Below are 24,772 nucleotides of genomic sequence, written 5' to 3'. Positions count from 1 at the left end.
ACTCAGTGCTACGCGCAGGAGGAGTTAACGTGCCAGACCACATTCTTGAAAGTGGCGACTCTCCAGATCTGGAAGCCCTGTTCGACAGTATCGCCCAACAAAATAACGCAACCGGCAGCGATACTCCCGTCCAGATTCCAGCCGACATGTCCCCGGAAGCCGTGATGGGCATGTATGCGCAAATAGGTCAAATGACTCGCAAACTGCACGATACACTGCGTGAGCTTGGTTACGACAAGTCTCTCGAAAAGGTAGCAGACGCAATTCCCGACGCCAAAGATCGCTTGGGGTACATTGCCACACTGACAGCCAATGCCGCCGAGCGCGTCCTGAATGCCACCGACATTGCCAAGCCGATTCAGGACGAATTGCAAAATCAGGCACAAACGCTTAACCAGCGGTGGGAAAAACTGTTCGCCAATCAGCTAAGTACCGCCGAGTTCAAGCAGCTCGCCCTGGAAACTCGCAACTACTTGGCACAAGTTCCCAAGCAGACCGAAGCCACTAGCAATCAGCTGCTCGAAATCGTTATGGCCCAGGACTTTCAAGACTTGACTGGTCAAGTGATCAAAAAAGTCATGGAAATGGTTAAAACACTGGAAAACGAGCTGCTTTCCGTACTGATCGAATACCTGCCGGCAGACCGTAAAATGGAACTGAACTCCGACCTGCTGCAAGGACCCGTGGTTAACCCGGACGGTCGTACAGATGTTGTTACCAGCCAGCAGCAGGTCGACGACCTGCTCGAAAGCCTGGGCTTCTAAGCGCATACTTGCCGCCTGACTTGAGCGGGCAGACATTCAATTAAGGAAGTAAAAATGAGCGACTTCGCTGGCATGGAAGAACTGTTGCAAGATTTTTTGCTTGAATCAACAGAGTTGCTTTCCGATGTAGACAACAAGCTTGTCGAACTGGAAAAGCGCCCGAATGACCGTGCATTGCTCAATGACATCTTTCGTGGTTTCCACACCATTAAAGGTGGTGCTGGCTTCCTGAATGTTGCCCCGATGGTGACAGTCTGCCATCGCACAGAGAACCTTTTCGACAAGCTACGCAACTCGGAGCTCCAACTCTCAACCAAGTTGATGGATGTCATCTTGGATGCGACCGGAGCAGTCCGCGATATGTTTACCACGTTATCGCAAGGCCCCCCTCCCGCCACACCAGACCCGGCACTCCTTGCTGCACTGGATGCAGCACTTGCCGGCAATCTTGAGGCCGTTGTAGAGAGCGCCCCCATAGTTGCTCAAACCAGCACCAACGAGCCCGACTGGGATGCCTTACACGTTGCAGTGACCAGCAGTCAAGAAACACACGCAGCGGCCCCGGTCGCCAGCACCCCGACTCCTGCTGCACAACCAGCCGCACCGGTCCCAACCTCTGTCGAGGTCATTCCGGCCAGCGCACCAGTGAGCACACCATCCACAGCTGTAGCACCTGCTCCCAAAGCACCGGTAAAAGCAGCTTCCTCTGGTGGCTCTGGGTCGATTTCCGGCCAGGAAAATACCATCCGCATCGATACGGTGCGGCTTGACCAGGTATTGAACCTGTCTGGTGAAATCGGCCTGACCAAGAACCGCCTGACAACCCTGCGTACCGAAATTCTGCAGGGGAACATGGAAACCAATACCCTCCGCTCCCTGGATGAGGCTATCAGCCAGCTAGACCTCTTGGTTAGCGATCTGCAGAACGCGGTAATGAAAACGCGCATGCAGCCAATTGGGCGTCTGTTCCAGAAATACCCTCGCTTGGCTCGCGACCTGGCCCGCCAACTGGGTAAGGAAGTGGAACTCGTTATTACCGGCGAGGAAACCGAACTCGACAAAACCATGATCGAGGATCTGAACGACCCACTGGTACACTTGGTACGTAATGCTGTCGATCACGGTGTCGAGTCGCCGGAAGAGCGTATTGCCAGCGGCAAAAAACCCCAATCCTTGGTTGAACTCACTGCTGAGCAGGTTGGCGACCATATCGTTATCGAAATTACCGACGATGGTAAGGGCATGAACCCAGAGGTGCTGCGCCGCAAGGCAATTGCCAAGGGGCTGATCGATGCCGAAACTGCAAACTCGCTGGATGAGAAACAGTGCCTGCAACTGATCTTCTTGCCAGGTTTCTCCACCAAAGACCAGATTTCCAATGTATCCGGTCGTGGTGTCGGTATGGATGTAGTGCGGACCAACATTCAGAAGCTGAATGGTCGCATCGACATTAACTCCATTCAGGGCGAAGGCACGCGTATCAGTATCTCCCTGCCGCTGACGCTGGCGATTCTGCCAGTGCTGGTGGTTCGTGCGTGTAATCAGCCGTTTGCAGTGCCGCTGGCGATGGTACGGGAGATCATCCCGATCGACACCACAGCCATTCAGGAGGTTTCTGGCCGCCCAACCATCGTGGTACGCGACGAGATTCTTCCGTTGAAGACATTGTCCGGCCTGCTCAACTGGGAAGCGACACAAAAACCGAACTTTGGCGTCCTGATGCAATCGGCTGAAAAATCCTTCATTCTGGCAGTGGATTCGTTTGTCGGTCGCGACGATGTTGTCATTAAGCCCCTGCAGAACATCCGCCCGAAAGGGGTTGCAGGTGCAACACTCTCTGGTGATGGTTCTGTAGTACTGGTGCTGGATATGGAAGATCTGCTTGCCGGGCAGCTGGATAATGCAACAGCCGGAAGCATCATGGCCAGGAACGCTGACAACTACGCTTACTAAAGACTGTACATGATGTCCAATTCCGCCTATCTAGGGCGTCAGCCTGTATTGAACAGGAACCAGCAGCTCATCGGGTATGAGCTGCTTTTTCGTAGTACCGGAGATGCCGCATCCGCAGCTCCGCATGCCCCGCTGGAAGCCGATACCCAAGTCTTGGTGAATGCCCTCAATAATATGGGCACTAACTGGCTAATAGGCAGCAAACTGGCCTTCATCAATGTCGGCGAAGCCATGCTTGGCAGTGACTTTCTCGAGCTATTGCCACCGCGACGCGTCGTGCTAGACATTGCGGCCAACATCCAGCCGGGCAATGAACTTGTTTCCCGCGTTCGCTACCTGCGCTCTCTGGGATTCGGCATTTCGCTTGATGACTTTACCTTTGAACAGCCATCCGCACCGCTGCTCGAGTTAGCCAACTACGTCAAACTGGATGTCCAGGCGATGGACAAACTGCAGTACCAGGCCCTGGCCGCCCGCCTGCGTAGCTACCCGGTAATCCGTATCGGCGAACGTATCGAATCATATGAGCACTACAATCTTTGTCGCGATCTGGGACTGGACGGTTATCAAGGTTACTATTTTGCCCGTCCGGAAACCCTCTCCGCCAAGATTATTCATGCATCTTTCAGCAACACCCTGAAATTGCTCAATCTGCTCAGAGCAGATGCGCCTTTGCGTGATATTGAACAGGTACTGAAGGGCGATGTTGCGCTTTCATTCAAGCTGCTACGCTATGTCAATTCCGCTGCAGCTGGACTGAATACGACCATCAGCTCCTTTGGGCATGCAGTAACCGTGCTGGGCTACCAGAAACTCTACCGCTGGCTAACCCTGCTGCTGGTGACCAGTAACGAGAATGACAAACTCGCACCCGCCCTGCAAAAAACCGCCATAACCCGAGCTCGAGTGATGGAGTTGCTGGCTTTTGAAACCAGTCATGGCAGTGAGTTTTGCGATAACGCTTTCATTGTCGGCATGTTTTCACTTCTGGATGTCATTTTTGACATGCCAATGCCGCAGATTCTTGAGCACATCAACCTGCCGCATGAAGTGCAACAAGTCCTGCTTTACCAGCAAGGCAGCTTCGCCAATATTTACCGGCTAGCACTCGCGCTGGAACAGGGCCTGGAGACACTGCCGCAGTTGGCGGAAGGCCTAAGTCTCGAGCCTGACCAGCTCAATTTGCTACATACCGCTGCCCTCGCCTGGGTAGAAGAACTCTGATCGAAACTATTGTTGATGACCCACCTGCTTGCCCTTGATTGCTCCAATTACAACCTTTCAGTCGCACTGCTGAGTGAGCAACGGCTGTATCGCTATCACCAGACCGTCAAACAGGGACATTCCGATTTGGCCCTGAGTGTAATTGCAGACCTGTTGCAACAAGCTAACATCGCATTGCAGCAACTTGATGCCATTTTGTTCGGGAAAGGCCCAGGTGCTTTTACTGGTCTGCGCATTGCAGCCGGCATCGTGACCGGTCTCGGCACCGCGGCGGCCATCCCGGTGCATGGCATTTGCACACTGGATGCAATTGCCTTGAATTTACCGCAGGAAAGTGGCATTGCCGTCCTTGATGCGCGTATGCAGGAAGTGTACGTCGCCCGCTATCAGAACGGGCAGGCAGCGAACATCTCTGTCTGCTCACCCGCACAACTGCAATTGCAACCGGAAGATGTTCTTGCTGGCGATGCGGCCAACCTTTTCAGCGACCTGCCGCAGCGTTTCATCTCCTGCGAGCCACTTGCAGAGAACTATATTCAGCTTTTTCAACGCTCGCCGGAGCGTTACCCACGCAGCGATAGCGCCGACTTGCTCTATGTACGTGACAAGGTTGCCCTGACCACAGCCGAGCAACAGGAACAACACCGTGCTTGAGTTGCACCTGGTCGACGACATCACCACAGCAGAAGCGATTGCACAAGCTGAAGCATCCTGCACTCCGCACCCTTGGTCTGCCGCCATGTATGCGGAATCGATTTCGGGTCAGGACCAGGTTTTCGCCTACAACTCTGCTTCAGCACAAACCATTGGCTACGCAGTTATTCTGCAAGTTCTGGATGAAATCCAGCTGCAGAATATTTTCATCAGCAAGCCCTGGCAGCGCCAAGGGTACGGACGCAAGCTTTTGCAGCTGCTGATGGAGTTGGCTGCCAAGCAAAACTGCTCACGCATGCTGCTGGAAGTGCGGGAGAGCAATCTGGCCGCCCGCGAGCTTTATCTGTCGTGCGGTTTCAAGGAAACAGGTTTACGCAAACAGTACTACCGTAGCGATAGTGGCCCGCGCGAGAATGCCATCCTGATGGAAGCATCGTTATGAGCAGACGTGAGTTGGTGTTAAGCGAAATCGGCTACCGACCACTATGGAAGTTGCGCGCGGCGGCAGTCACCACACCTAGCGCCCTCCCCCTAGATACGCCAGTGAATTTGCCCAAGCTGCAAGTTACGACCGCTGTGAGCCCAATCCAGCCACAACCGATCAGCGAAGCCCTGGATAACTCCGTTCAAGCTCCCGCCCCTCCGTACGAAAACCCTGTCACCGCGACACCGATTACCGACTGGGACGACCTGCAACAGCAGATCAACGCGTGCCAGCAGTGCCAGCTTGCCGGCACCCGAACCAATATCGTGGTTGGCCGCGGCAATCAAAAGGCACGGCTACTGCTGATCGGCGAGGCGCCGGGCGAACAAGAAGATAGACATGGGCTACCGTTTGTCGGTAAAGCCGGCCAGCTATTGGAGAACATGCTGGCCGCTGCCGGCATCGATAGCGAGCGCGAGGTATACATCTGCAACTTGCTCAAATGCCGCCCCCCGGGCAATCGCAATCCGGCGCCAGATGAAATCAGCAAGTGCAGCCACTTTCTGCAGTGGCAGATTGACGCAGTCCAGCCCGAGCTGATCGTTGCAGTCGGCCGCTTTGCCGCCCAGAGCCTGCTGCAAGAACAAGCGTCGCTGAGCAGCCTGCGCGGCAAGTTACACCAGTACGGCCGCTACCCGGTACTGGTCAGCTTCCATCCCGCCTATCTCTTACGCAGCCCAGGCGAAAAAGCCAAGGCCTGGCAGGACTGGTGTCGTGTACGCCAATTGCTAAACCAGAAATAGCAATGCCCCGCAACAGCGGGGCATCAAAACAAAAGCCCTCGTCAACGAGGGCTTTTTGCATGAAACCAGAATGAATTACTTCAGTTTGGTTTCTTTGTACAGAACATGCTTGCGGGCAACGGGATCAAATTTTTTGATCTCCATTTTTTCCGGCATAGTACGCTTGTTCTTGGTGGTGGTGTAGAAATGACCGGTACCAGCGGTCGATTCCAGTTTGATCTTGTCGCGCATGGCTTATTCCTTAAAGAGCTGTCGGTCGACTAAATTACAGTTCGCCGCGAGCACGCAGGTCGGCCAGAACGGCATCGATACCTACTTTGTCGATGGTACGCAGAGCAGCGTTGGAGATGCGCAGGCGCACCCAACGGTTTTCGCTCTCTACCCAGAACTTGCGGTACTGCAGGTTCGGCAGAAAACGACGCTTGGTCTTGTTATTGGCGTGGGACACATTGTTCCCGGTCATCGGACGCTTGCCGGTGACTTTGCAAACACGCGCCATGGTGAGTCACTCCCAAAAGCCGGTAAAAGAAAGACTTATACCATAAATCGACACCGCCGCACAAGCCTAGCCCATGAGCACAACGACTCAAGACCGCTGCAGACAGCGACATCGGGTTTTCAAAGAAAGCGGGGATGATACCGAAAGCCGCAGCCACTTGCAGCAAAAACCTCAACCCATCCAAACCAATACTGAAAGATCAATAAAAAACGCATTTAAATCATCAGGCTACAAAAACAACAAGCCCCCGTCCCGCAACACAAAAATCGCACACGCAGCACAAACTCTCGCGCCGCCCCATTCAAAAACAGGGGCGTTGCTGTTAGAATTCCGGATTCTCATAGAGCCGTAATCCCATGACCAAGTTCATCTTCGTTACCGGTGGTGTGGTGTCCTCTTTGGGCAAGGGCATCGCAGCCGCGTCCATCGCCGCCATTCTCGAATCCCGCGGTCTCAAGGTCACCATGTTGAAACTGGATCCCTACATCAACGTAGATCCGGGCACCATGAGTCCCTTCCAGCACGGTGAAGTCTTCGTGACCGAAGACGGCGCGGAAACCGACCTCGACCTTGGCCATTATGAGCGCTTCATCCACGCCAAGATGAAGAAGAGCAACAACTTCACTACCGGCCAGGTATACGAATCCGTGATCACCAAGGAGCGCCGTGGCGACTACCTGGGTGGCACCGTACAGGTGATCCCGCACATCACCGACGAAATCAAGCTGAAAGTCCGCGAAGGCGCTGGTGACGTGGATGTAGCCATCGTCGAAATCGGCGGCACCGTGGGTGATATCGAATCGCTGCCGTTCCTGGAAGCCATCCGCCAGATGCGCTCCAATTTTGGCCGCAAGAACACCCTGTTCGTGCATCTGTCCTACGTGCCGTACATCGCTACTGCCGGCGAAATTAAGACCAAGCCGACCCAGCACTCGGTGAAAGAGATGCGCGAAATCGGCATCCAGCCGGACATTCTGCTGTGCCGCATGGATCGCGAGCTGCCGGAAGACGAAAAGCGCAAGATCGCCCTGTTCTGTAACGTGGAAGAGAACGCGGTTATCGGCTGCTACGATGCCGACTCGATCTACAAGGTACCGGCGATGCTGCATGCTCAAGGTATCGACGACATCATCGCCGAGCAACTGCAACTGGAGCTGCCGAAGGCCGATCTGTCCACCTGGAACCGCATCATCGACGCCATCGAGCACCCGGACCACAGCGTGAACATCGCCATGGTGGGTAAGTACGTCGATCTGACCGAATCCTACAAGTCGCTGTCCGAGGCGCTGAAGCACGCCGGCGTGCACACCCGCACCAACGTCAACATCATCTATGTCGACTCCGAAGAAATCGAGCGCGATGGCGCCGAGTCGCTGAAAGACATGGATGCCATCCTGGTACCGGGCGGTTTCGGCAAGCGCGGCGTGGAAGGCAAGATCAAGGCGGTGAAGTTCGCACGCGAGAACAACATCCCCTACCTCGGCATTTGCCTGGGCATGCAGATCGCGCTGATCGAGTACGCCCGTGACGTGGCAGGCATGACTGGTGCCAATTCTACCGAGTTCGATCTGGAAACCGACTACCCGGTAGTGGCGCTGATCGACGAGTGGGTGAACCACGACGGCAAGATCGAAAAGCGCGACGAGAACTCCAATATGGGCGGCACCATGCGCCTGGGTAGCCAGCAATGCGATCTGACCGCCGGTTCGCTGGCCGCTCGCGTGTATGGCAACACCGAAATTACCGAGCGTCACCGTCACCGCTACGAAGTGAACAACCACTACGTGCCGCGCCTGCAGGAAGCCGGCCTGACCATCAGCGGCCTGTCCGCCGGTCACGAGAAGCTGGTGGAAACCATCGAACTGGCCAATCACCGCTGGTTCTTTGCCTGCCAGTTCCACCCGGAGTTCACCTCCACGCCGCGTGACGGTCACCCGCTGTTCATCGCTTATGTACAGGCAGCTCTGGCCTACCAGGCAGACAAGGCCAAAGCCTGAGCTGGCAGCCGCTGCCAGCCAGTCTGACCAAAGTTGGCCGCAAGGTGGCGAAGCACACGCTTCGCGGCCCATGCGGCCAACCTTGTCTTGAAAGGACACACCATGAAACTTGCCGGATTTGACGTCGGCCTCGACCACCCGCTGTTCCTGATCGCCGGACCCTGCGTGATCGAGAGCGAACAGATGGCGCTGGATACTGCTGGTCAGCTGAAGGAAATCACCCAGGAACTGGGCATCAACTTCATCTACAAATCGAGCTTCGACAAGGCCAATCGTTCGTCCGGCAAGTCGTTCCGCGGCTTCGGCATGGAAGAAGGCCTGCGCATCCTGGCGGAAGTGAAGCGCCAGATCGGTGTACCGGTGCTGACCGATATTCACACCGAAGAGCAGGTACCGCACGTGGCGGCGGTGGTGGACGTACTGCAGACCCCGGCCTTCCTCGCCCGCCAGACCGATTTCATCCGTGCCGTAGCGCAAAGCGGCAAGCCGGTGAACATCAAGAAGGGGCAGTTCATGGCGCCCGGCGACATGAAGCACGTCATCGACAAGGCACGCGATGCCGCCATCGAAGCCGGCCTGGATCCGGACAGCTTCATGGCCTGCGAGCGTGGCGCCTCTTTCGGCTACAACAATCTGGTATCCGACATGCGTAGCCTGGCGATCATGCGCGAGACCAATTGCCCGGTAGTATTCGATGCAACCCACTCGGTACAACTGCCGGGCGGCCAGGGCACCAGCTCCGGCGGCCAACGTGAATTCGTACCGGTACTGGCCCGCGCCGCAGTGGCTGCCGGTGTTTCCGGCCTGTTCATGGAAACCCACCCCAACCCGCCGTGCGCGCTGTCCGATGGCCCCAATGCCTGGCCGCTGCCGCGCATGAAGGAACTGCTGAGCACGCTGATCGCCATCGACAAGCTGGTAAAAGCGCAACCGCTGGCCGAGCTTTCGCTGTAACAGATTGACTCCACGGCCAGCCTGTTTCAAGGTTGGCCGCACCGAACTCCGGTTTATCCAACTTAGAAATCTAAAGGGAACATAGATGAGTGCGATCGTTGACGTGATTGCCCGCGAAATTCTGGATTCGCGCGGTAACCCGACTGTTGAAGCCGATGTACTGCTGGAATCCGGCGTAATGGGCCGTGCTGCCGTACCATCCGGCGCCTCCACCGGCGAGAAGGAAGCACTGGAACTGCGTGACGGCGACAAGAGCCGCTACCTGGGCAAGGGCGTGCTGAAAGCGGTTGAGAACATCAACACCGAAATCTGCGAAGCCATCATCGGCCTGGACGCTTCCGATCAGGCATTCATCGACAAGACCATGATCGAGCTGGATGGCACCGAGACCAAAGGCCGTCTGGGCGCCAACGCCATGCTGGCCGTATCCATGGCAGTTGCCCGCGCAGCCGCCGAGGATGCCGGTCTGCCGCTGTACCGCTACCTGGGCGGTGCCGGCCCGATGGCGATGCCGGTTCCGATGATGAACGTGATCAACGGCGGTGCGCACGCCAACAACACCCTGGACATCCAGGAATTCATGATCATGCCGGTTGGCGCGCAGTCCTTCCGTGAAGCCCTGCGTTGCGGCGCCGAGATCTTCCACACCCTGAAGAAACTGTGCGACAGCAAGGGCTACGCCACCACCGTCGGTGACGAAGGCGGCTTCGCCCCCAACCTGGCCAGCCACGAAGATGCCATCAAGCTGATTCTGGAAGCCATCGACGCTGCCGGTTACGTTGCCGGCCAGGACGTACTGCTGGCCCTGGACTGCGCCTCTTCCGAGTTCTACAAGGACGGCAAGTACCACCTGACCGCCGAAGGTCTGGCGCTGACCTCCGAGCAGTTTGCCGACTACCTGGAAACCCTGGTCAACAACTACCCGATCATCTCCATCGAAGATGGCATGAGCGAACACGACTGGGCCGGCTGGCAGCTGCTGACCGAACGCCTGGCTGGCCGTGTCCAGCTGGTGGGTGACGACGTGTTCGTGACCAATCCGGCGATTCTGGCCAAGGGTATCGAGAGCGGCGTCGCCAACGCCCTGCTGGTTAAAGTGAACCAGATCGGCACCCTGTCCGAAACCCTGAAGGCAGTCGACCTGGCCAAGCGCTCGCGCTACACCAGCGTGATGAGCCACCGCTCCGGCGAAACCGAAGACAGCACCATTGCCGACCTGGCAGTTGCCACCAACTGCATGCAGATCAAGACCGGCTCGCTGTCCCGTTCCGACCGCATGGCCAAATACAACCAGCTGCTGCGCATCGAAGAAGAACTCGGTGATGCCTCCTGGTACCCGGGCCGTTCCGCATTCTATAACCTGAAGTAATCATGAAACGCCTGACCCTGCTGCTTATTCTGCTGCTCGCCGCTTTGCAATGGCCACTATGGCTGGGCAAGGGTAGCTGGCTCAGGGTCTGGCAACTTGATAAACAGGTTGAGGAGCAACGTGCGGCCAACCAGCTGCTGGTTGGCCGCAATACGGCCCTGGATGCAGAAGTTCGTGATCTGAAGCAAGGAACTGATGCAATTGAAGAGCGGGCCCGCAACGAACTTGGCATGATTCGGCAAGGTGAAGTATTTTTCCAGCTTCTTGATCCGTCTCATCCTCCTACCCCGGCGCCCCAGTAACAAGGATTGACGGGAAACGGACCACAAGCGATAACGACAAACATGGTTGGTAAAAAAGGCTCCAGGGTCTGGTCCATGACAACGCACAATCCTATCGACACCGCTCGTGAAACGCTGAAACAGCTAACACAGCGCAAGCTCTTGCCCACACCCGATAATTTCGAGCGCCTGTATTGCGAAATTGCCGGCGTCGCACCGGACGAGCAGAAAAACAAGCTCGCCGATCTGCTGTTTCATGCCTTCGAAAAGCTGCCGGTCACCGATACCAGCTACAAGATTTCCCTCGCCAAGCTGCGCAAAGCCATTCAGGAAGAGAAATGGGAGCTGGTGCCACAGCTGACCATGGATTTGTCGGTATTGCACCAGCGCAGTCGCGAACTGAACCAACACTGGGGCAAGCTGATTCTCGACCTGATCCTGGCCTGGGATATCCGCAGCCCGGAAATGGGGCAGCGCTACAAGCAATCGGCACTGGAGCGCGTGGTTGCCACCTTTGGCAACAACCCCCAGGAACTCAACGAAAAACTCGGCAATCTGGTCAAGAGTTGGCTGCAGCCGGAGAACCCTGCCACCGGCATCGAACGGCCCAGCGCTGAAACCAGCAGCAACCAGCCCGAACCCGCGGAGGAAGACGCGCACGGCAAGCCGCAGTCCGGCGACAGTCTGGCCTGGCGCGATGCGCTTGAGTACGCAATGCGCTATGGCATCACCCCGCGGCTGTTGCACTATCCGGATCTGATGCCGCAATTCGAGGAAGTACAGCAAAGCTTGCAGCAGTGCAGTGACGAAGCGGCGCTGGCAATCTTCTTCCCCAAGCTGCGCGCATTCCTGATCCGCCTGGAACTACTGTCGCAAGAAGACGAGCGGCTGGTATCCGGCCTGTCCAACCTGATGCGGTTGATGCTGCAGAATGTGGCCGAGCTGAACCGTGGCGATAACTATCTGCAGGGCCAGATCAGCTCGCTGCAAGCCATCCTGGCGCAGCCCAATATCTCGATCCAGCACATCTACCACCTGGAGTCCAGCCTCAAGGAAGTTATCCACAAACAAGGCTCGCTGCGCAGCTCGCTGGATGAAGCCACCAACTCGCTGCGAGCACTGCTGGATACCTTCCTCGGCAAGCTGTCGTTGATGAGCAGCGGCACCGGCCAGTTCCAGCAACAGTTGCACAAACACAGCGAACGCATACGCACCGCCCAGGATGGCGAAGCGCTGGGCCAGATCATGCAGGAGCTGCTGCAGGACACTGCCAGCATGCAGAACAATCTGCAAAGCTCGCAGCAGGAGCTGCAGGACGCCAAGCAGGAAGTGGAATCGGCGCAATCGCGCATCCGCGAGCTGGAACAGGCGCTGGAGGCAGCCAGTGCCAAGATCAAGGAAGACCAGCTGACTGGCGCCTACAACCGTCGCGGGCTGGAAGAACACTTTACCCGCGAGATCAGCCGGGCCGAGCGTAGCGGCCAACCGCTATCGGTCGCGCTGCTGGATGTCGACAATTTCAAGCAGGTCAACGACAGCTTCGGGCACCTGACCGGCGACAACGTGCTGAAGTATCTGGTGGACATGATCCGCCACTGTGTACGCGCCTCTGACATTGTTGGCCGCTTCGGTGGCGAGGAATTCATCGTGCTGCTGCCGGATACCGCGGCAGCAGAAGCCGTGGAGCTGATGCAGCGTCTGCAACGCGAGCTGACCAAAAATTTCTTCCTGACCGGTAACGAGAAGCTGGTAGTGACCTTCAGTGCCGGGGTGGCCGAATGGCATCGTGGCGAACAGGATGTCAACGTGATCGAGCGCGCCGACCGTGTGATGTACCAGGCCAAGCTGGCCGGCAAGAACCGCACACTGTCGGCAGAAGGCTAGTCGCCAACAGCAAATAACAAACGGGGCCTCGGCCCCGTTTTTGTTTGGCACCGCACGCTACTCGGCGCCACCCTTTTTCGTTACCTTGCCCGCCTCAGCGCGCTGGCGTCGCACCTCTTTCGGGTCGGCAAGCAGCGGACGATAGATCTCTACCCGATCATGCTCGCGCAACACCGTCTCCGGCTTCACCGCCTTGCTGAAAATACCCAGCTTCAGTGCACCCAGGTCTATTTCCGCAAACTCTGCGGCCAACCCCGAGAGCTCAACCGCCTGCAGCGCCGTCGTCCCCGGGGCCACCTGCAAGCTCACGATCTTTTGCCGCGCCGGCAGCGCGAAGGCCACCTCGACCTGGATACGCTCAGTCATCGCCATAGACGCGATCCGCTTCCTTGATGAAGGCATCGACCAGCGTGCCGGAGATATGGCCGAAGACCGGACCGATGATGGTTTCCAGAATCCGGCTGGAGAACTGGTAGCTCAGCCGGAATTCCACCTTGCACCCAAACTCGCCCAGCGGCTGAAAGTGCCAGCGCCCTTCCAGATGCTGGAACGGACCATCCACCAGTTCCATCAGAATGGTGCTGTGCGGCTCGTTGCGGTTGCGGGTAGTGAAGTGCTGCTTCACCTTCAGGTAATCGATATGCAGGCTGGCCACCAACAGATCGCCATCGCGCTCGTGCTCCTCCGCCTTGGCGCACCAGGGCAGAAAGCGCGGGTAGTGGGTTACATCATCCACCAGCCGGAACATCTGCTCCGGGGTGTGCGCCACCAGGACGCTCTTTTCGATGACATGCATGCTGAAACGGAACGAGGGAAAGAGCGAAGGGTACACAATCGCTAGCACCAGCGGCAAGCCGCCAGATCAAGCCCATGAATTTTCAGCGCTTTGGCGAATGCGGCCGATCTGCTAGAATGCGCGATTCCCTGCAATACCCGCCTTGGACCCCATGAGCATTGTCGACAATCGCAAAGCCTTTCACGACTACTTCATCGAGGAGCAGCTCGAAGCCGGCCTGGTGCTGGAAGGCTGGGAAGTCAAGGCGATCCGCGCCGGTCGCGTGCAGCTGAAAGAAAGCTATGTCATCTACCGCGATGGCGCTTTTTACCTGTTCGGTTGCCATATCACCCCGCTGCAATCCGCGTCTACCCACGTTAAACCCGATCCGACCCGCAACCGCAAACTGTTGCTGAAGCAGCAAGAGATCAGCCGCCTGATCGGCAAGGTGGAACGTGCCGGTTACACCATGGTCGCGCTCAACCTGCACTACAGCAAAGGCAATATCAAGGCCGACATCGGCCTGGCCAAAGGCAAGAAGCAGCATGACAAGCGCGAAAGCGAAAAAGAGCGCGAATGGCAGCGTGAAAAGCAGCGCCTGATGCGCAACAAGGGCTGAGCATGAAACCCGGCATCATCCAACCCATCCTGCTGATCACCCTGGGCGCGTTGTGGCTGCTGAAAAGCAGCGCCATGCTGCCCGAAACCAGCACCCTGCTGGCGCTGCTGTTGGCCGCAGCCGGTCTAGTTTTGCTGCTGCTTGATGGCGTGACCAAATCCACCATCGTCAGCAGCCCGCTGCTGATCTACTCCGGTGCCGCGCTCTATCTTTATGACCATTACCTGGTGCGCTTCAGCCATACCATCGCGATCGGCATGATGCTGCTGGGCATCCTGCTGCTGGTAGCGCGCAGCGACCGCATACCGGACCGCCGCCTGCCACGCCGCCGGAAAGAAACACCCTATTCAAAATGACACCGGCCAACCCCAGCCGGTTTATTCACGCAAGGACTCCCATGGACAAAATCCTTATCCTCGACTTCGGTTCCCAGGTCAGCCAGCTGATTGCCCGCCGCGTACGCGAAGCCCACGTCTACTGCGAGCTGCATCCGTTCGACATGCCCATCGACGAGATCCGTGCGTTCAATCCCAAGGCCATCATCCTGTCCGGCGGCCCGAACTCGGTATACGAGTCCGACTATCAGGCTGACCAGCAGGTCTTCCAGCTGGGCGTACCGGTACTGGGCATCTGCTACGGCATGCAATTCATGGCGCAAAGCCTGGGTGGCAAGGTGGAAGCCGGCGACAAGCGTGAATTCGGCTACGCCGAAATCCAGGCGCGCCATCACTCCAAGATCCTGGAAGGTCTGCAGGACCGCATCGATGACGCCGGCAACGGTTTCCTCGACGTGTGGATGAGCCACGGCGACAAAGTGACTGCGCTGCCGGCTGGTTTCAAGGTGATTGCCGAGACCCCGTCCTGCCCGATCGCCGCCATGGCCGACGAGGACCGCGGCTTCTACGCCGTACAGTTCCATCCGGAAGTGACCCACACCAAGCGCGGCACCGAGATGCTGCATCGCTTCGTACTGCATGTGGCCGGCGCCAAACCGTCGTGGACCATGCCGAACTACATCGAAGAAGCGGTACAAAAGATCCGCGAGCAGGTTGGTGACGAGGAAGTCATCCTCGGCCTGTCCGGTGGAGTGGACTCCTCCGTTGCCGCCGCGCTGATACACCGCGCCATCGGCGACCAGCTGACCTGCGTGTTTGTCGACCACGGTCTGCTACGCCTGAACGAAGGCAAGATGGTGATGGAAATGTTCGCGCAGAATCTTGGCGTGAAAGTCATCCAGGTCGATGCGACCGAGCAGTTCATGGGCAAACTGGCCGGCGAAACCGACCCGGAGAAGAAGCGCAAGATCATTGGCGCCGAATTCGTGGAAGTATTCCAGCAGGAATCCGGCAAACTGACCAATGCCAAGTGGTTGGCTCAGGGCACCATCTACCCGGACGTGATCGAATCCGCCGGCGCCAAGACTGGCAAGGCACATGCCATCAAGAGCCACCACAACGTTGGCGGCCTGCCGGAAGACATGAACCTCAAGCTGCTGGAGCCGCTGCGCGACCTGTTCAAGGACGAAGTGCGGCAGCTGGGCGTCGCGCTGGGTCTGCCGCACGACATGGTTTACCGTCACCCGTTCCCGGGCCCTGGCCTCGGCGTGCGTATCCTCGGCGAAGTGAAAATGGAATACGCCGAGCTGCTGCGCCGCGCCGATGCCATCTTCATAGAAGAACTGCGCAACACCATCGACGAGAAGACCGGCAAGAACTGGTACGAACTGACCAGCCAGGCCTTTGCCGTGTTCCTGCCGGTGAAATCGGTCGGCGTCATGGGCGACGGCCGCACCTACGACTATGTGGTAGCACTGCGCGCGGTGATCACCAGCGACTTCATGACCGCCCACTGGGCAGAATTGCCGTACAGCCTGCTCGGCCGTGCCTCCAACCGCATCATCAACGAAGTGCGCGGCATCAACCGCGTAGTCTACGATGTCAGCGGCAAGCCGCCGGCAACCATCGAGTGGGAATAATCGGTTAGGAATCCACACCGGATTCGTTACCTGATCCCGACAGACCAACAGGGCCAGCCAAAAGCTGGCCCTGTTTTCTATGCCGGTAATTAGCAACCAGTACGCTGCAACGTTGGCCGCAACGATACTGCAAGAAACGCCGCGCGACTTTGCCGGGACACAGTAAGCCAGGCTGTCGCAGGGTATAGCGGCTACATCACAAAATGCTTGCGGATGATTTCTTCCAGCAATCGCCGCGCATTGCTTTCCAAACCTTCAGCGATATTGGTACGCACTTCTTCGGCAATGTGCTCAAACACCTTCATCACCGCCGGATCGAAGTGGCTACCGGTATCCTTGGCAAGGATGCTCATCACCTGTTCGAACGGCAGCGGCTCTTTGTAAGGCCGTTTCGACGATAGCGCATCAAATACGTCGGCGATGGCAAAAATCCTGGCCGCCAGGGGAATCTCGCTGCCGGCAAGCTTTCTGGGATAGCCGCTGCCGTTCCATTTTTCATGGTGTGCCGCCACGACCTCGTTGGCACCATCCAGCCAGCCCATGCCGGTAACAATCTGTTCCCCCAGATCGACGTGGCTGCGCATGATCGTCATTTCCTGCTCATCCAGCCGCCCGGGTTTCAACAAGATGGCATCCGGAATACCGATTTTCCCCACATCATGCAGAAAGCTGCCGGCAATCAGCGACTGCATGTTCGCGCCGGACACCCCCATCTCCTCGCCAATGCGCGCGGCAATCCACGCCACCCGGTAGTTATGCGCGCCGGTATCCGAGTCACGCCTGGCAATAGCCCGTCCCAGTGCCTCCATCATCGAAATATGGGAATCCAGCACCTCAAGCGTTTTGCGGTTGTTCTCAGCAGACAGCAGCACAACGATCGGGTAAATCCCGCCACCACAAAACAAGGCAGCCAGCGCTGCAATCAGTGCCATTTTCAGCGCAGTCGCATCGATTTCACCCTTCTGCCAGGCCGGAATGATTCGCACACCCTCGAAGTAGCCGGTGATGTTGTTGCCGGACCGGCTAAGCCGTAATGGCACAAACACTCGGATGCCCCACTGGCCGGATGGCAGTGTGAGGTTCTCGTAGGCCGCCGAGGTATACGCCGGGCGCCCGTGCTTGGGGATGTCTTTTTCGATGCTGCCTCCCAGCGCGGTCGCGGCTTCGGCCAACTTGTTACCGGCTGGCCCGTAAATCTCCACAATTTCGAACAAGCCACCAGTAAGCGCATGGGCAGCAAGCCTGGCCTTAATCGGAGCATCGCTGCCAGCCAGATCGATAGCATCCACATGCAGCAGCAACCTTTTCGACTCCTCTGTCGCCAGTGACACCACGGCGGCTTCCGAACCTTCCTTTTCCACATACCAGGCCAGTGGCGCTACCAGCGCCGCGAGCAGCAAACTGATTAACGCAATGCGTGTCGCTGCCTTTTTCTTGAACAGGTTGTCTTCTTTCTTCATGTTTGCCATCCTCGGTAACCGCACGATCATATGGCAAGCTTGATACTGCCCGCCCAGCGGGTAATCAAATCTTGCCGACACAATTGCCAACAGATGACACGCCAGACCGATTGTCATGTCATTACTTCACAGCAAACTGGCCATACGGGCTCATTTGTTCTGGCCCATTAAAGGCGAAAACAAGAACCCTGCTCTAGCAAGGCTTTCAGACGCACTGCTTCAGTTGGCGCTTTCGCTAAAGTCGAAAACAATCAGGCTAGACAGGAGCAATGAATCGCCCTCGTTTTGCTAGAAACATCAAGCTGCTGCCAAAGCTGAAACGCACGCAATTGTTTGTGCAGGCACGTCTGCTTCGGCCGACAACTGACCAGGCGTCAGCCAGGTCGTCGGCAGTTCGGCCAACGCGATCGGTTACCCCATTGATCCTGAGCGTCTGCTCAGAACCACATACCGCCCATTTCTTTGTTGTCGGCACCGAACGACCGCTTTCTTCCCCTTTGCCGTAGTAGGGGCGTGTTACCATCTGCGCCGCGCCGTTTTTATTGCTTTGCAGCATGTAACGGCTCCCTGTCCCGATGCGGCCAACGTTGGCCGCATTGCCTGTCGTCTTCCCGCCTTGTTGCCGGTCGCGGCGTAACCTGTTTTCTGCCGCCGCACGGCGCTTGCTCATGATCATTCTGAAAAACGTGGCCTTGCGCCGCGGCACCAAAGTCCTGCTCGACAACGCGTCGGTGACGCTCAATCCCGGCGAGAAAGTCGGCCTCGTTGGCCGCAATGGCGCCGGCAAATCCTCGCTGTTCGCGGTGCTGAACGGCTCGCTGCACGAAGACGGCGGCGATGTGTCGATCCCGTCGCAGTGGCGCATGTCGCAGGTGGCGCAGGACATGCCGGAAACGGCGCAGACGGCGACCGAGTTTGTGATCGAAGGCGATACCACCCTGCTCGCCGCGCAGCGGGAGGTGGCCGAGGCAGAGGCCGGCGAAGACTACATGCGCATGGCGCACGCCTATACCGCGCTCAACGATGCCGGCGCCCACGACGCACCGGCCCGGGCGCAGGCGCTGATTCTCGGCCTGGGTTTCAGCGTCGCCGAGCTGCAGCAGCCGGTGAACAGTTTTTCCGGCGGCTGGCGCATGCGGCTGCAGCTGGCGCGCGCGCTGATGTGCCCGTCCGACCTGCTGCTGCTGGACGAGCCGACCAACCACCTGGATCTGGACGCGCTGGTATGGCTGGAAGCGTGGCTGAAGCAGTACGCCGGCACCATGGTGGTGATCAGCCATGACCGCGAATTTCTCGATGCCGTCACCACGGTGACCCTGCACGTCGACAATGCCAAGCTGGTGCGCTACGGCGGCAATTACAGCAAGTTCGAGGACATGCGTGCCGAACAGCTGGTCCTGCAGCAGGCGGCGCAGGCCAAGCAGCAGGAAAAGATGGCGCACCTGCAGAAGTTCATCGATCGCTTCAAGGCCAAGGCCAGCAAGGCCAAGCAGGCGCAGAGCCGGGTCAAGGCGCTGGAACGGATGGAGAAGATCGCGCCGGTGCTGGCCGATGCCGAGTTCCAGTTCGAATTCAAAGAGCCGCAGAGCCTGCCGAACTCGATGCTGGCTATGACCGGCGCGGTGTTCGGCTATCCGGCGCCGGAAGGCGCGCCGGAAGATACGCCGCCGACGGTGATTGTGCGCAATGTGAACCGCACCGTACTGGCGGGGCAGCGTATCGGCATTCTCGGTGCCAACGGCCAGGGCAAATCGACGCTGGTGAAAACCGTGGCCGAGGCGCTGCAGGCGGTCGGCGGCGAGATCATTCGCGGCAAGGGGCTCAATATCGGCTACTTCTCACAGCAGGAGCTGGACGTGCTGAGGCCGGAGGACGATCCGCTGCAGCACATGTTCCGTCTGGTGCGCGACACCCCGGCGGCGATGCGGCCGTCGGCCAACGATTGTCGCGAGCAGGGGCTGCGCAACTTCCTCGGCACCTTCAACTTCAGCGGCGACATGGTGAAGCAACCGGTCGGCAGCATGAGCGGCGGCGAAAAGGCGCGGCTGGTGCTGTGCATGATCGTGTGGCAGCGGCCTAACCTGCTGCTGCTGGATGAACCGACCAACCATCTGGACCTCGCCACCCGCGAGGCGCTGAGCGTGGCGCTGAACGAGTTCGAAGGCTCGGTGATGCTGGTCAGCCACGACCGGGCGTTGCTGCGCGCGGTGTGCGACGAATTCTGGATGGTGTCGCGCGGCGGGGTCAGCGATTTCGCGGGCGATCTGGACGATTACCAGGTCTACCTGCTGGAAGAGGCCAAGCGCCGGCGCGAAGAGGCGGCCGGCAAGCGTTAAGCCGGCCTGTCTGCGCGCTACCACCTTGCGGCCAACCATGGACATGGTTGCCGACAGGAACCGGGGCAGTCCAGATTTCGACTTTACTGTTTTGTTTTCGACTTTAACTGGCCGGAATACTCATTGTTCTGGCCTATTAAAGTTGAAAACAAGCTCGCTGATCAGCCAAGAGTTGCAAAGGTCCTGTCTTACGCGAGAGTTTGGCTAAAGTCGAAAACAAACCGGGCCTACTGAAGTAAGTCGTTCACGAACCATCAATTAAAGTCGAAAACAACCAACACAGAGGCCCGCAACTACCATTCAGCAGCTTGATCGGTGGGATGTCGGCCGAAGCTGGCTGTCAGTATGGTGGAGAGTAATGGCCGGTTTACAAAGGATTTCGGACACGCTGAGTACCCGAGACTCTAGTCCTGCATGCTTGTAAGGAGTTGTACAGTTTCATGCTGCAGACAGCCATAAAACGCCCTGAGAGCACTTACCACACCAATCACAAGCAAGGTAACGCCCGATATCTCCTGCCAGGTAGGCCACCGATGATGCGCCATCAGGCCAAAGGAAGTCGCAAAAATGGTTTCCGTCACAATCAGTTGCCCTGCCAGCCCGATGGGCAAGCGTTTGGACGCCATCGTCCACGCCCATGACCCGCCAATTGACCCAATGGCGGCAAGGGCCGCAGACGCATAGAAAATAGGCGCAAACAACGCCCAAGAGAAACCGACTTGCGGCAAATTCAGCAGGTGAAAGTAATATCCAAACGGCACAAACGCCAGGATTTCAACTGAGCCCGCCACCATCATGGCGGCAGTCCATTTCCAAGCATTGATTTGAGGCCGCTTCGCCAGCGCCGCGCGGTTGGCCATGGCAAAATGCGTCCACAGACCGATGGCACCAACTGAAAACCCGATCCCGATAGCAGTACTGCCAGATAATCGGGCCGTCTGCATGAAGGCATTTGCGTTCACAAGCAGCAACCCAGTAAATGTGAGCGCAATCGGAAACATCAGTGCGGTCCAAGGTATTGCATGTTTGCCCCGATTACTTGTCAACGCCAGCACAACCGGCACCAGCGCAACGAATGCAGGCGGCACAATCGGCCCGGCAAAAAGCACGGCCCCCATAATGGTCAAGAAGTAGCCGACATACCCGACAAAACCCAGCCAGCCCGCCACAAACCAGTCCAGCAGGCCCAGTTGCGGCGCCGTTTTACGCAGCACATATAAAATAACGAGCCCCATCAGGCCAGACATGAGGAAACGACAGACGGCAAGGTCGTAAATCGAGTATGGCCCGAGCACATACGGGGCCACAAAGTTTAGCGACCAGGAAAATGCCGCAAAAACAGCAGCGATAACACCGAGCAAAGCGCGTCCACGCATTTTAATCCCCCAAAGAAAGAGAGCACGCTGAATCTGTCAGGCTCGGAACCTTGATACTATTTTTCTACCTTTTTGATAACTTACTCCAAATGCCAGTCAACTTGCTTTTAGACGACATTAGTAACACTTGGCGGCAAGCTGTGAATCACCCCGGGGAGTCGACGCTAGATACATTAACTCCAAAGAGTGGCCGATCCAAGCTAGCCATCTGCAGCAACTTTCAAATGACATAATAAAATGCCATCGGCTTCAAAGCCATGACTGGCAAGGCTTTGAAATCGTTTTCGACTTTAATGTTTTGTTTTCGACTTTAATTGGCATGAACAACTCATTAAGGCAAAATTTCCCTGCCTCACTAGACCGATCGGTCTAATTGAACTATAGTGCACCCATGATGAAAGAACGCCAGCTACCCGACACCCGCGAACACATCCTCGCCACCGGCGAGGAGCTGATTCATGGCCGCAGTTTTACCGCACTGGGCCTGACCGAGCTGCTGTCACAAGCCGGTGTCCCCAAGGGGTCGTTCTACCATTACTTCAAGTCGAAGGAAGACTTCGGCGTAGCGATGCTGGTGCGCTATTTCAGCGGCTACCGCGAGCGCGTCGGCAAGCTGCTGACCGACGAGAGCATGGGTAACGGCCGCGAGCGGCTGCTGACCTACTTCCAACACTGGCTGGACAATCACGCCCGCTGCGAGGCACAGAGCTGCCTGGCGGTGAAGCTGGCGGCCGAGGTCTCCGATTTGTCCGAGCCGATGCGGGTAGCGCTGGACGAAGGCATGCTGGCAATCGTGCAGAAGTTGGCCGCCTGTATCCGTGCCGGCCAGGCCGATGGCTCGATCAAGCCGCAACTGCCGGCGGATGCCACCGCCTACGCACTGTACAGCCTGTGGCTGGGGGCGGCGCTGATGTACAAGACCCAGCACAGCCTGTTGCCGCTGCAGGCGGCGATGACGCATACCCAGGGTCTGCTGCTGCCGTGTGACGCAGCCTGATGACGCTACCGTTTGCCGCGTGCAGACGGTTTTTTTGAGTTGCAACCTAGACGACCGGTCTAATTTATATTGCCAGTATTGGAGCCATTGATGAACGCGACCATTCAACAGATGCAGCAACACCGCAGTATCCGCAGCTACCAGGACAAACCGGTCCCCGCCGAGGTGCTGGACGCCATTCTCAAGGCGGCTTGGCACGGCCCGACCTCGGTCAATGGCCAGCAGGTGTCGCTGGTGGTGGTACAGGATGCCGCCCGCCGCCAGAAAATTGCCGAACTGGCCGGCGGCCAACCCTGGATTGCGCAGGCGCCGGTGTTCATCACCGTGGTGGCCGATTTCTACAAGACCCGTCTCGGCGTGGAACAGGCCGGCAAACAGCAGGTAATCCACAACAGCGTGGAAGGCTTCGCGGTCGCCGCCGTCGATGCCGGCATCACCCTGGGCAACCTGATGACTGCCGCCCGCGCCGCCGGCCTGGGCGTGGTGCCGATCGGCGGCATCCGCCGCGATCCGGCCGCCATGATCGACCTGTTGCAGTTACCGGAACTGACCTTCCCGCTGGCCGGCGTCGCCATCGGCTATGCCGCCACCGAAGGCGACATCAAGCCACGCCTGCCGCTGGCCAGCTTTGCCCACCCGGAGCACTACCACGCCGCCGAACTGCCGGCGCACATTGCCGCCTACGACGCCGAGCTGAGCGCACACTGGCAACAGCTTGGCCGCAGCGATGGCGAGCCATGGAGCAGCAATACCGCCCGTTATTACCAGCAGGTTTATTTCCCCAACGTTGCCCCGGTTGCCCGCCAGCAGGGCTTCGGATTCGACCAGTAACCCCAGCCAGAGGACACACCATGCAAGCCGACAAACTGCTTACCCCGCTGCGCCTTGGCGCCATCACCCTGAATAACCGCGTGCTGATGGCACCGCTGACCCGCCTGCGCAACACCGAGCCGGGTGATGTGCCGACGGCGCTGGCCACCGAATACTACCGCCAGCGTGCCGGCGCCGGTCTGATCATCAATGAAGGCACCCACATCTCGCCGACTGCCAAGGGCTATGCCGGCGCGCCCGGTATCTACAGCGAGGAACAGGTACGCGCCTGGCGCGAAGTCACCGACGCGGTGCATGCCGAGGGCGGCAAGATTGCCATCCAGTTGTGGCACACCGGCCGCATCTCGCATACCAGCCTGCAGCCGAATGGCGATGCCCCGGTTGCACCGTCCGCCATCAAGGCCGACAGCAACACCAATATCCGCGACGCCAACGGCCAGCTGGTGCGTGCCCCCACCTCTACCCCGCTCGCGCTGGAAACCGCCGAGATCGCCGACCTGATCGAAGACTATCGCCGCGCCACCGACAACGCGCGTCGCGCCGGTTTCGATCTGGTGGAAATCCACGGCGCCCACGGCTACCTGCTGGACCAGTTCCTGTCGCCGGCGGCCAACGTGCGCAGCGATCAGTACGGCGGCAGCGTGGAAAACCGCGCCCGCATCGTGCTGGAAGTGCTGGACGCGGTGATCGCCGAATGGGATGCCGCGCACGTCGGCATCCGCCTGTCGCCGCTGGGCGTCTTCAACGGCCTGTCGGAAACCGACCAGCAGGAGATGGCGCTGTACCTGATCGGCGAGATCGCCAAGCGCAATATCGCCTTCCTGCACCTGTCGGAGCCGGACTGGGCCGGTGGCCCCGCGTGGCCGGACGCGTTCCGCCGTGCCGTGCGCGACATTTATCCGCACCCGATTGTCGCTGCCGGCGGCTATACCGTAGACAAGGCCGAGCAGCTGATCGGTGCCGGGCTGATCGACGCCGTGGCGTTTGGCCGCCCGTTCATCGCCAACCCGGACCTGCCGGCACGCTTTGCCCGCGGCGCCGCACTGAACCCGCCGCGCCCGGAAACCTTCTACGGCGGCGGCGCCGAAGGCTATACCGACTATCCGGCACTGGCTGACTAAGCCATGCCGCCATGGTTGGCCGCATGCGGCCAACCTGTTCCCGAGGACACAGCATGAAACACGTTCTGTTTGTACTGACCAGCCACGACCGGCTGGGTGACACCGGCCACAAGACCGGTTTCTGGGTCGAGGAATTCGCGGCCCCCTACTACGTGCTGGCCGATGCCGGCGTGCAGATCACCCTGGCCTCGCCCAAGGGCGGCCATCCGCCGATCGACCCCAAGAGTGCCGATCCGGCGTTCAGCACCCCGGCCACCGAGCGCTTCAATGCCGATACCGCGCTGCAAGCCAAGCTGTCGCAGACGCTGCCGCTGGCCGGCATTACCGCCGGCGATTTTGACGCGGTGTTCTACCCCGGCGGCCACGGCCCGCTGTGGGATCTGGCCAACGATCCGCATTCGCTGGCGCTGATTGCCGCCACCATCGGCGCCGGCAAGCCGCTGGCCACCGTCTGCCATGCTCCGGCGGTACTGCTC

26 protein-coding genes are annotated in these 24,772 nt (G+C 58.4%); 19 read left to right on the top strand and 7 right to left on the bottom strand.

Annotation, left to right across the window (positions count from 1 at the left end; genetic code table 11):
- Positions 1–29: 29 nt before the first annotated feature.
- The 6 genes from cheZ to HU218_RS12440 all read left to right on the top strand — a co-directional run bounded on the left by cheZ (position 30) and on the right by HU218_RS12440 (position 5,822).
- Positions 30–764, top strand: coding sequence for a protein phosphatase CheZ (gene cheZ / locus HU218_RS12465; RefSeq protein ID WP_174875267.1), 735 nt, complete (start codon positions 30–32; stop codon positions 762–764).
- Positions 765–818: 54 nt separating this feature from the next.
- A complete protein-coding gene (locus HU218_RS12460; protein WP_174875266.1) occupies positions 819–2,717 on the top strand; it encodes a chemotaxis protein CheA in 1,899 nt (632 codons plus the stop codon).
- Between the two features lie 9 nt (positions 2,718–2,726).
- Complete coding sequence (locus HU218_RS12455; RefSeq protein ID WP_174875265.1) at positions 2,727–3,941, top strand: EAL and HDOD domain-containing protein; 1,215 nt, start codon at positions 2,727–2,729, stop codon at positions 3,939–3,941.
- Positions 3,942–3,956: 15 nt separating this feature from the next.
- The gene (gene tsaB, locus HU218_RS12450; protein ID WP_174875264.1) at positions 3,957–4,595 is read left to right on the top strand and encodes a tRNA (adenosine(37)-N6)-threonylcarbamoyltransferase complex dimerization subunit type 1 TsaB; all 639 of its coding nucleotides are present in this window, start codon (positions 3,957–3,959) and stop codon (positions 4,593–4,595) included.
- The gene (rimI, locus tag HU218_RS12445) at positions 4,588–5,037 is read left to right on the top strand and encodes a ribosomal protein S18-alanine N-acetyltransferase (protein WP_174875263.1); all 450 of its coding nucleotides are present in this window, start codon (positions 4,588–4,590) and stop codon (positions 5,035–5,037) included. Before tsaB ends, rimI begins: the two co-directional genes overlap by 8 nt.
- A 134-nt stretch (positions 5,038–5,171) precedes the next feature.
- A complete protein-coding gene (locus HU218_RS12440; RefSeq protein ID WP_246211075.1) occupies positions 5,172–5,822 on the top strand; it encodes a uracil-DNA glycosylase in 651 nt (216 codons plus the stop codon).
- 75 nt (positions 5,823–5,897) lie between these two features.
- Here HU218_RS12440 and rpmG read toward each other — a convergent pair whose 3' ends face one another.
- Positions 5,898–6,053 (bottom strand): 50S ribosomal protein L33, encoded by a 156-nt coding sequence (gene rpmG / locus HU218_RS12435; protein WP_017506994.1) that lies wholly within the window; start codon positions 6,051–6,053, stop codon positions 5,898–5,900.
- Positions 6,054–6,087: 34 nt separating this feature from the next.
- Entirely contained in the window at positions 6,088–6,321 is a 234-nt protein-coding gene (rpmB, locus tag HU218_RS12430; protein ID WP_026107616.1) for a 50S ribosomal protein L28, read from the bottom strand.
- Between the two features lie 356 nt (positions 6,322–6,677).
- Between rpmB and pyrG the strand changes: the two genes are divergently transcribed.
- The 5 genes from pyrG to HU218_RS12405 all read left to right on the top strand — a co-directional run bounded on the left by pyrG (position 6,678) and on the right by HU218_RS12405 (position 12,806).
- Positions 6,678–8,318, top strand: a complete 1,641-nt coding sequence (pyrG, locus tag HU218_RS12425) for a CTP synthase (protein ID WP_174875261.1) — start codon at positions 6,678–6,680, stop codon at positions 8,316–8,318.
- A 102-nt stretch (positions 8,319–8,420) separates the two neighbouring features.
- Positions 8,421–9,272, top strand: coding sequence for a 3-deoxy-8-phosphooctulonate synthase (kdsA, locus tag HU218_RS12420; protein WP_174875260.1), 852 nt, complete (start codon positions 8,421–8,423; stop codon positions 9,270–9,272).
- A gap of 85 nt (positions 9,273–9,357) precedes the next feature.
- Positions 9,358–10,641: a phosphopyruvate hydratase gene (gene eno, locus HU218_RS12415; protein WP_174875259.1), complete on the top strand. Its 1,284-nt coding sequence runs from the start codon at positions 9,358–9,360 to the stop codon at positions 10,639–10,641.
- A 2-nt stretch (positions 10,642–10,643) separates the two neighbouring features.
- Complete coding sequence (gene ftsB / locus HU218_RS12410) at positions 10,644–10,943, top strand: cell division protein FtsB (RefSeq protein WP_174875258.1); 300 nt, start codon at positions 10,644–10,646, stop codon at positions 10,941–10,943.
- 75 nt (positions 10,944–11,018) lie between these two features.
- Positions 11,019–12,806 carry a GGDEF domain-containing protein gene (locus tag HU218_RS12405; RefSeq protein WP_174875257.1) on the top strand — a complete coding sequence of 596 codons (1,788 nt, stop codon included), beginning with the start codon at positions 11,019–11,021 and terminating at the stop codon, positions 12,804–12,806.
- Positions 12,807–12,863: 57 nt separating this feature from the next.
- Here HU218_RS12405 and HU218_RS12400 read toward each other — a convergent pair whose 3' ends face one another.
- Complete coding sequence (locus HU218_RS12400) at positions 12,864–13,172, bottom strand: RnfH family protein (protein ID WP_174875304.1); 309 nt, start codon at positions 13,170–13,172, stop codon at positions 12,864–12,866.
- The gene (locus HU218_RS12395; protein WP_174875256.1) at positions 13,165–13,602 is read right to left on the bottom strand and encodes a type II toxin-antitoxin system RatA family toxin; all 438 of its coding nucleotides are present in this window, start codon (positions 13,600–13,602) and stop codon (positions 13,165–13,167) included. Before HU218_RS12395 ends, HU218_RS12400 begins: the two co-directional genes overlap by 8 nt.
- 151 nt (positions 13,603–13,753) lie before the next feature.
- On the opposite strand from HU218_RS12395, the gene smpB reads away from it, so the two are divergent.
- Genes smpB through guaA form a run of 3 tightly spaced genes read left to right on the top strand, consistent with a single transcriptional unit; the run spans position 13,754 to position 16,175 of the window.
- Entirely contained in the window at positions 13,754–14,200 is a 447-nt protein-coding gene (smpB, locus tag HU218_RS12390) for an SsrA-binding protein SmpB (RefSeq protein WP_174875255.1), read from the top strand.
- A gap of 2 nt (positions 14,201–14,202) precedes the next feature.
- A complete protein-coding gene (locus tag HU218_RS12385) occupies positions 14,203–14,556 on the top strand; it encodes a hypothetical protein (RefSeq protein ID WP_174875254.1) in 354 nt (117 codons plus the stop codon).
- A gap of 41 nt (positions 14,557–14,597) precedes the next feature.
- Positions 14,598–16,175, top strand: coding sequence for a glutamine-hydrolyzing GMP synthase (guaA, locus tag HU218_RS12380; RefSeq protein WP_174875253.1), 1,578 nt, complete (start codon positions 14,598–14,600; stop codon positions 16,173–16,175).
- 191 nt (positions 16,176–16,366) lie between these two features.
- On the opposite strand, the gene HU218_RS12375 is transcribed toward guaA, so the two are convergent.
- Complete coding sequence (locus HU218_RS12375; RefSeq protein WP_217450815.1) at positions 16,367–17,752, bottom strand: HD-GYP domain-containing protein; 1,386 nt, start codon at positions 17,750–17,752, stop codon at positions 16,367–16,369.
- A 139-nt stretch (positions 17,753–17,891) separates the two neighbouring features.
- On the bottom strand, positions 17,892–18,305 hold the full coding sequence (locus HU218_RS12370; protein WP_174875252.1) for a hypothetical protein: 414 nt from the start codon (positions 18,303–18,305) through the stop codon (positions 17,892–17,894).
- On the opposite strand from HU218_RS12370, the gene HU218_RS12365 reads away from it, so the two are divergent.
- Positions 18,304–19,971 carry an ABC-F family ATP-binding cassette domain-containing protein gene (locus tag HU218_RS12365; RefSeq protein ID WP_174875251.1) on the top strand — a complete coding sequence of 556 codons (1,668 nt, stop codon included), beginning with the start codon at positions 18,304–18,306 and terminating at the stop codon, positions 19,969–19,971. The genes HU218_RS12370 and HU218_RS12365 overlap by 2 nt on opposite strands.
- Positions 19,972–20,375: 404 nt before the next feature.
- Here the strand turns inward: HU218_RS12365 and HU218_RS12360 are convergent, their stop codons facing one another.
- Entirely contained in the window at positions 20,376–21,347 is a 972-nt protein-coding gene (locus HU218_RS12360; RefSeq protein WP_174875250.1) for a DMT family transporter, read from the bottom strand.
- 391 nt (positions 21,348–21,738) lie between these two features.
- Between HU218_RS12360 and HU218_RS12355 the strand changes: the two genes are divergently transcribed.
- From HU218_RS12355 to HU218_RS12340, 4 genes are all read left to right on the top strand, one after another.
- Positions 21,739–22,344 (top strand): TetR/AcrR family transcriptional regulator, encoded by a 606-nt coding sequence (locus HU218_RS12355; protein WP_174875249.1) that lies wholly within the window; start codon positions 21,739–21,741, stop codon positions 22,342–22,344.
- 90 nt (positions 22,345–22,434) lie between these two features.
- Entirely contained in the window at positions 22,435–23,175 is a 741-nt protein-coding gene (locus tag HU218_RS12350; protein WP_174875248.1) for an NADPH-dependent oxidoreductase, read from the top strand.
- Between the two features lie 20 nt (positions 23,176–23,195).
- Positions 23,196–24,296 carry an N-ethylmaleimide reductase gene (gene nemA / locus HU218_RS12345; protein WP_174875247.1) on the top strand — a complete coding sequence of 367 codons (1,101 nt, stop codon included), beginning with the start codon at positions 23,196–23,198 and terminating at the stop codon, positions 24,294–24,296.
- Positions 24,297–24,349: 53 nt separating this feature from the next.
- A partial coding sequence (locus HU218_RS12340) for a type 1 glutamine amidotransferase domain-containing protein (protein ID WP_174875246.1) occupies positions 24,350–24,772 on the top strand: 423 nt, incomplete at its 3' end.

Origin of the sequence: Vogesella oryzae, from assembly GCF_902829295.1 — a bacterium.
GTDB lineage: Bacteria > Pseudomonadota > Gammaproteobacteria > Burkholderiales > Chromobacteriaceae > Vogesella > Vogesella oryzae.
The sequence above is the reverse complement of the archived record's forward strand: the minus strand, read 5'-3'. Positions and strand labels throughout refer to the sequence as shown.

Coding starts and splice junctions, on each gene's coding strand:
- HU218_RS12460 (WP_174875266.1), top strand. CDS start 819: ATGAGCGACTTCGCTGGCATGGAAGAACTGTTGCAAGATTTTTTGCTT.
- HU218_RS12455 (WP_174875265.1), top strand. CDS start 2,727: ATGATGTCCAATTCCGCCTATCTAGGGCGTCAGCCTGTATTGAACAGG.
- tsaB (WP_174875264.1), top strand. CDS start 3,957: ATGACCCACCTGCTTGCCCTTGATTGCTCCAATTACAACCTTTCAGTC.
- rpmG (WP_017506994.1), bottom strand. CDS start 6,053: ATGCGCGACAAGATCAAACTGGAATCGACCGCTGGTACCGGTCATTTC.
- rpmB (WP_026107616.1), bottom strand. CDS start 6,321: ATGGCGCGTGTTTGCAAAGTCACCGGCAAGCGTCCGATGACCGGGAAC.
- pyrG (WP_174875261.1), top strand. CDS start 6,678: ATGACCAAGTTCATCTTCGTTACCGGTGGTGTGGTGTCCTCTTTGGGC.
- kdsA (WP_174875260.1), top strand. CDS start 8,421: ATGAAACTTGCCGGATTTGACGTCGGCCTCGACCACCCGCTGTTCCTG.
- eno (WP_174875259.1), top strand. CDS start 9,358: ATGAGTGCGATCGTTGACGTGATTGCCCGCGAAATTCTGGATTCGCGC.
- ftsB (WP_174875258.1), top strand. CDS start 10,644: ATGAAACGCCTGACCCTGCTGCTTATTCTGCTGCTCGCCGCTTTGCAA.
- HU218_RS12405 (WP_174875257.1), top strand. CDS start 11,019: ATGACAACGCACAATCCTATCGACACCGCTCGTGAAACGCTGAAACAG.
- HU218_RS12400 (WP_174875304.1), bottom strand. CDS start 13,172: ATGACTGAGCGTATCCAGGTCGAGGTGGCCTTCGCGCTGCCGGCGCGG.
- HU218_RS12395 (WP_174875256.1), bottom strand. CDS start 13,602: ATGCATGTCATCGAAAAGAGCGTCCTGGTGGCGCACACCCCGGAGCAG.
- smpB (WP_174875255.1), top strand. CDS start 13,754: ATGAGCATTGTCGACAATCGCAAAGCCTTTCACGACTACTTCATCGAG.
- HU218_RS12385 (WP_174875254.1), top strand. CDS start 14,203: ATGAAACCCGGCATCATCCAACCCATCCTGCTGATCACCCTGGGCGCG.
- guaA (WP_174875253.1), top strand. CDS start 14,598: ATGGACAAAATCCTTATCCTCGACTTCGGTTCCCAGGTCAGCCAGCTG.
- HU218_RS12375 (WP_217450815.1), bottom strand. CDS start 17,752: ATGACAATCGGTCTGGCGTGTCATCTGTTGGCAATTGTGTCGGCAAGA.
- HU218_RS12365 (WP_174875251.1), top strand. CDS start 18,304: ATGATCATTCTGAAAAACGTGGCCTTGCGCCGCGGCACCAAAGTCCTG.
- HU218_RS12370 (WP_174875252.1), bottom strand. CDS start 18,305: ATGAGCAAGCGCCGTGCGGCGGCAGAAAACAGGTTACGCCGCGACCGG.
- HU218_RS12360 (WP_174875250.1), bottom strand. CDS start 21,347: ATGCGTGGACGCGCTTTGCTCGGTGTTATCGCTGCTGTTTTTGCGGCA.
- HU218_RS12355 (WP_174875249.1), top strand. CDS start 21,739: ATGATGAAAGAACGCCAGCTACCCGACACCCGCGAACACATCCTCGCC.
- HU218_RS12350 (WP_174875248.1), top strand. CDS start 22,435: ATGAACGCGACCATTCAACAGATGCAGCAACACCGCAGTATCCGCAGC.
- nemA (WP_174875247.1), top strand. CDS start 23,196: ATGCAAGCCGACAAACTGCTTACCCCGCTGCGCCTTGGCGCCATCACC.